General features: G+C 68.4%; 5 protein-coding genes. 2 read left to right on the top strand and 3 right to left on the bottom strand.

Going from position 1 to position 5,558, the window contains the following annotated elements:
• Positions 1 to 169: 169 nt before the first annotated feature.
• From ACM14_RS29950 to ACM14_RS29960, 3 genes are all read right to left on the bottom strand, one after another.
• Positions 170 to 1,060, bottom strand: coding sequence for a LysR substrate-binding domain-containing protein (locus tag ACM14_RS29950; RefSeq protein WP_016450106.1), 891 nt, complete (start codon positions 1,058 to 1,060; stop codon positions 170 to 172).
• A gap of 64 nt (positions 1,061 to 1,124) precedes the next feature.
• Entirely contained in the window at positions 1,125 to 1,523 is a 399-nt protein-coding gene (locus ACM14_RS29955) for a hypothetical protein (protein ID WP_065348149.1), read from the bottom strand.
• A 650-nt stretch (positions 1,524 to 2,173) separates the two neighbouring features.
• Positions 2,174 to 3,562, bottom strand: a complete 1,389-nt coding sequence (locus ACM14_RS29960) for a hypothetical protein (protein WP_065348150.1) — start codon at positions 3,560 to 3,562, stop codon at positions 2,174 to 2,176.
• 145 nt (positions 3,563 to 3,707) lie between these two features.
• On the opposite strand from ACM14_RS29960, the gene ACM14_RS29965 reads away from it, so the two are divergent.
• Together ACM14_RS29965 and ACM14_RS29970 are read left to right on the top strand one after the other, a co-directional pair.
• Positions 3,708 to 4,637 (top strand): LysR family transcriptional regulator, encoded by a 930-nt coding sequence (locus ACM14_RS29965; RefSeq protein ID WP_065348151.1) that lies wholly within the window; start codon positions 3,708 to 3,710, stop codon positions 4,635 to 4,637.
• A 3-nt stretch (positions 4,638 to 4,640) separates the two neighbouring features.
• A partial coding sequence (locus tag ACM14_RS29970; protein ID WP_065348152.1) for a tripartite tricarboxylate transporter substrate binding protein occupies positions 4,641 to 5,558 on the top strand: 918 nt, incomplete at its 3' end.

A 5,558-nucleotide genomic window follows, 5' to 3' on the forward strand; every position in this document is an offset into this window, starting at 1 on the left:
TTCGCCGTGAAACTCACTTCGCGCTGCGCGCTACGTTCAAACATCACGGCGAGTCAGATCACGAAGCAAGCCTGTCCTTCGGCAGGCTTGCAACCCCGCAACCGCCACGACGCAGGCGCTGACATACGGGGGTGGGTTCGGGCCTTTGCTTCGCTCGGCCTGGTGTTTTTTAGCGGGGCATGTTGGTTCTGGTGGCGGGGGCCAGTTGCGCCGCGAACTCGCGCGCGGCCGCACTGTAGCTGGCGCCTCGGCGCCACAGCAGGCCGGCGGTGCGGATGAGTTGCGGGGCGACCAGGTGGATGGCCACCATGTCCGTGGCCTGCTGGGCGGCGCGCTCGGGGACGATGGTGGCCATGTCGCCCCAGCGGCACAGCGCGATCAGCGATTCCACCGAGCCCATTTCCGCGCGCAGCAAGGGCGTGACGCCTGCGGTGCGCAGCCCGTCCTCGATCAGGCTGCGCGTGTAGAACGTGCGCGGCAGCAGGGCAAGCGGCACGCCGGCCAGCGACTTGACGGACAGCGTACGGCGCCCGGCCAGCGGGTGCGATGGGTTGACCAGCAGCATCATGCGTTCGTCGAACAGCGGCAGCGCGTCCAGCTCGGCGCGCTGGGGCGGGTGAAAGCTCACGCCCAGGTCCAGGCTGCCGTCCAGCAATCCCTGCTCCACGGGCGGGGCCAGCAGCTCGATCACCACCACATTGACCTTGGGATAGGCGCGCATGAAAGCCGCCACGGCCGGGGCGACCAGGGTGTTGAGGAAGGTGGGAATCACACCGATGGTCAGCGTACCGGTCTGCAGCTCGCTGAGGTCGGCCAGCGCCATGCGCCCGGCCTCCACCTCATGCAGCGCACGCTCCGCATAGTTGCGGAACACCACGCCCGCCTGCGACAGCTTCAGCCCCCGGCCAATGCGCTCGAACAGCGCCATGCCCAGCTCCTCTTCCAGTTGGCGCAGCCCATGCGAGAGCGTGGACTGCGTGACATAGAGGTTCCTGGCCGATGTCGTCAGGTGCTCGGTCTTGGCGATATCGACAAAGTAGCGCAGCTGGCGCAGTTCCATGGGTGAAGGCAAGGGGGTGTTCGGCGGGCCAGTTTCTCACAGAGATACGGGCGCGCCGCACAGTTCACTCGCCGTCGTCCTGGTCCACGAACTCCACCAGCTCCGGCAGCATCTCCAGCTGCTGGATGGCATCCTTGAGCCGCAGGCCGAAGCGTGATTCCGGCCGCCCGAAGGCGCCCTGCGCCAGCCGCAGCGCCGCCGTTGCCTTGATCCACTCCACCTCGAAGGCATAGCGGTCCGCGTGCTGCTGGACACTCATGCGCTTGATGTGTTCCAGCGCCAGCTCCACGACGCAGTCCACATCGATTTCACTGTCGTCCCTGTCGGGATCGTCGGTCATCAGCTCGATCAACTGCTGCAGCGTGCTGTGCACCAGGCCCAGCGAGGCATGCATGGCCTGCCGCCAGGTGGGAAGAAAAGGTGGTTGGGGAGAGGTCGCCTGTGCGGCGGTGAGAGGGTGCATGTCTTGGTTCCTGTATGAATCAAGAGAACCACACGCCACCGTACGACGGGCAACGGGTGGACGGGATGTTCGTAACACGTATACAGACGTGCGGCCATCCTTGCGGGTAAGCCCATCCCGTCCAAAACCGTTGGAGACGGACGCGCGATGACGCATCTGCCCCAGGAATCTGAACATGACAAAGCCCCCTTCAAGGTGGGGGCCGCACCTCTGTATTGGTGTTACGACACACCAAGCCTTTCGGCCTGCCGCAAGTTTAACGGCTGCGTATCAAGAAGCCGGGCCGAGCGCAGCGAAGGCCCGAGCAAGCTCCCCGTATGTCAGCGCCTGTGTCGTGGCGGTTGTGGGGTTGCAAGCCTGCCGAAGGACAGGCTTGCTTCGTGATCTGACTCGCCGTGATGTTTGAACGTAGCGCGCAGCGCGAAGTGAGTTTCACGGCGAACCCCGCAACCGCCACGACGCAGGTTGCCCCGCAGCGAAGCGAAGGGGTCGCGGACATTCGGGTCGTCTTTCTTTTGCCTCCTTTTCTTCGGCCGGCGTACCGGTGACGAATCAAAGAAAAGGAGGTCGGCTGCCGGGCCGAGACCCGGCCTCGAAAAACCACCACCCGGCAGGGTCAAAAACTAACCCGTTGCAGGGAAAAAACCAGCTCACTGCAAAGAAGGCCGCGCCCTCTCAGGCACCCGAGCCCCCAACGCAGCCGGCACATAAGCCGCATCAAAACTACACCCCACCCCAAACTTGGCCTCATTCCCCACACAAGCAGCAGCAATCCCCGCCGCAGTCGGCTTCACCCCCGCCTCCACCCACTGCATCAACGCAGTCATCAAGGTGGGATAGGTCGCATCGCTGATATAGCTGTGCGTCCCCTGCCGCGTAAAGGTCTGCACCAGCCGGTCCCCGCTGCCGCCCTGCTGCATCACCGCACGAAACCGCGCATCCAGCTCCACGAAGGCCGTGGGGTCGCTGATCCACTTGGCCGAGAGGACCGGCACGCCAATCTTGCCCACGGGGTCGGTGTCATCGGCGAACTTGCGGTAGGCCGCAGGGTCGGCGCGGTAGCGCAGCACGCCGGCATTGAGCGCGGCATCGTCGGCCGAGCCGGCATAGACAGCACCCTCGTTGCCGAAGGGGCTGGCGCCGCCCGTGCGCTTGGCCGAGATGTCCTGGAAGTGCATGGTTCCCCAGTTCATGTGCGACTGGATGGCGCTTTCGGGGATCTTGATGACCTTGGTGATGGTGTCGATCTTCGCCTGCTGCGCGGCCGTGCGCTGGGCGACGGGCTTGTCCAGCGCCAGGCATTCGTTCACGCGCAGGGCCACGTCGGCCTGGCGCATCTTGGCGTCTGCGGGCAGGCCCAGGTTGAGCGCGTACTGCGGCTCATTGGGGCGCGGGTGGTTGCCGCACAGGTATTGGTAGACCACGCGCAGATCGGTGCGGAAGTCATAGGCATGGGTGCCGCCGCCCAGCACGCCGCTGGTGAGCAGCACGCCGTCGTAGGGGCGCTCGCCCACGGTCTGCTCGTTGAACATTTCCGCGCCCTTGGCCGCCACGCCCGCACCCCAGGACTGGCCGTGCAGGATGGTGCGCTGCGGCTTGGCCACATGCTGGCGGAAGATGCCACGCAGGCGCTCGGTGTCCTCTGCGGCGGCGCGCACTTCCACGCCGCCCTGGCGGTAGGTGGAGCCGGCCCAGGCGTAGCCTGCGCGCACCATGATGGACCAGCGCACCAGGTCTTCGGCCGCACGGTCGGCGGTGGGCGCGGCCAGGTCCGGGCCGCCGTGGGCGTGCAGCACCAGGGTGCCGTTCCACTGCGCGGGCTTGGCGATCAGGTAGTAGGCGCCCTTGGAGTCCTGCCCGGCCCAGCAGCTGACGCCCGCAGGAATCTCGGCAGGGCAGGCCGTGCTCTTGGGCGCGGTCTCGATGGAGGTGACCGGCCCGTGCAGCACGGCCGAGCCGCCGCCGCAGCCGGCCAGGGCGAGCGCGGCCAGCAGCGAGGCGCTGGCGGGACGCAGGGGGAAATACGCGGATGCTTGCATGTCTTGTCTCCTGTCTTGGCTTCTTGTTGGAAGTCACCTGCCGCGCCGCGGCAAGCGGTCGCATCGGTGACTGGATGGGATTCTGTAGAGGCTTGTCCAATATTTCAAAGATTTTTAGGATATCGGCTGGATACTTTTCACATATATGGAACTGCGCCATCTCCGTTACTTCCTGGCCGTGGCCGATACCGGCCACATCACGCGCGCGGCCGAGCTGCTGGGCATGCAGCAGCCGCCGCTGTCGCAGCAGATCCGCGCGCTGGAGGAGGAGCTGGGCATTGCCCTGTTCCGGCGCCACCCCAAGGGCGTGGACCTGACCGACGCGGGCCTGGAGCTGCAGGGCGAGGCCACGCGGCTGCTGGCCGACTTCACCGCCATGCGCGACCGCATGCAGGCCTTTGCGCGCGGCGAGCGCGGGCGCATCCATGTGGGCTTCACCAGCTCGGCGGCGGCCCATGCCTTCACGCCCGAGGTGCTGCGCCTGTGCCGTGGCCGCCATCCCGACATTGCGCTGGATGTGAGCGAGAACAATGCCGCCGAGATCACCGAGGCCGTGCAGGCCGGGCGCATGCACTGCGGCTTTCTGCGCGTGCCGGTGGCCCGGCCCGAAGGCCTGGTGTTCGAGACGCTGCTGCAGGAGCCCGCGCTGCTGGCCATTCCCGTGGACCACCGGCTGGCGCGCGATGCATCGCGGCCCGTGGCGCTCAGGCAGCTCGATGGCGAGCGCCTGATCCTTGTGCGGCGCACGGGCGCCCCGGGGCTGTACGCGAACCTGCTGGCGCTGTGCGCCCGGCACAAGGTACAGGTGGAGGTGGCCGCCGAGGTGGAACGCATGATGACCAATGTGAACCTGGTGGCGGCGGGCGTGGGCCTGTCCATCGTGCCGGCCTCGGTGCGCGGCGCCCATCCCGAGGCCGTGGTCTACCGCGCCTTCGAGCCCGCCGTGCGGCTGAGCGCCCCGCTCACCCTGGTGCACCGCGAGGCCGGCACGGAAACCGGCGGCGCAGGACCCGCGGCCACCTTCATCGCCCTGGCGCGCGAGCTGGCGCAGCGCCACCAGGCGCCGGGCAGCTGAGGCATGCGGGCACCCCAAGGCACCGATACCGGCCGGCGCGCCCTGCTGGCGGCGGCTGCCTGCGCGCTGGCCTGGCCCGCCCAGGCATTGCCGGCCCGGCCTGCCTGGCCGGGCGCCAGCGTGCGGATCGTGGTGGCCTACCCCGCAGGCGGTGTCAGCGACATGGTGGCCCGCGCCCTGGCCGAGCAACTGGCGCAGCAATGGGGCACGGCCGTGATCGTGGACAACCGCCCCGGCGCCAGCGGCACCGTGGCGCTGGAGCTGCTGGCGCGCAGCGCGCCCGACGGCCGCACCCTGGTCTTTGCCGCCGCCACCGCCGTGGGCCTGGCCGCTGCCTCCGTGACGCCCGTGGCCGGCGTGATGCGCACGCCCATGCTGCTGGTGGGCACGCCGGCGCTGAAGGCCGCAGATTTCGAGGGCATGCTGACCGAGGCGCGCGGCATGCCCGGCGGCATACGCTGGGCCACCACGGGCGAGGGCACGACGGGCCACGCCGTGCTGCAGCGCATAGAGCAGGCCACGCGCATTCCCATCGTGCATGTGCCCTACAAGGGCGGGGGCCAGCAGCTCAACGATGCGCTGGCCGGGCATTTCGAGCTGCTGTCCACCAATGTGGCGCCGCTGCAGCTGCAGGCGCTGCGCGCGGGCCGCCTCAAGGCCCTGGCCGTGGGCGCGCCGCAGCGGCTGGCGGCCCTGCCCGATGTGCCCACGCTGGCGCAGCTGGGCCATGCGCAGGCCAATCTGGATTCGCTGTTCGGCCTGTTCGCGCCGCCGCAGATGGCACCAGCGCTGGCCCAGCGCATCAATGCTGCGGTGGCCCAGGCGCTGCGCGCGCCGGCCATCCGCAGCCGGCTGGAGGCGGCCAGCAACCAGCCGTTCGAGGGTTCGGCCGCAGAGTTCGCGCAGCAGGTGATGCGCGAG

This window comes from Delftia sp. JD2 (genome assembly GCF_001682645.1).
GTDB classification, from domain to species: domain Bacteria; phylum Pseudomonadota; class Gammaproteobacteria; order Burkholderiales; family Burkholderiaceae_C; genus Comamonas; species Comamonas acidovorans.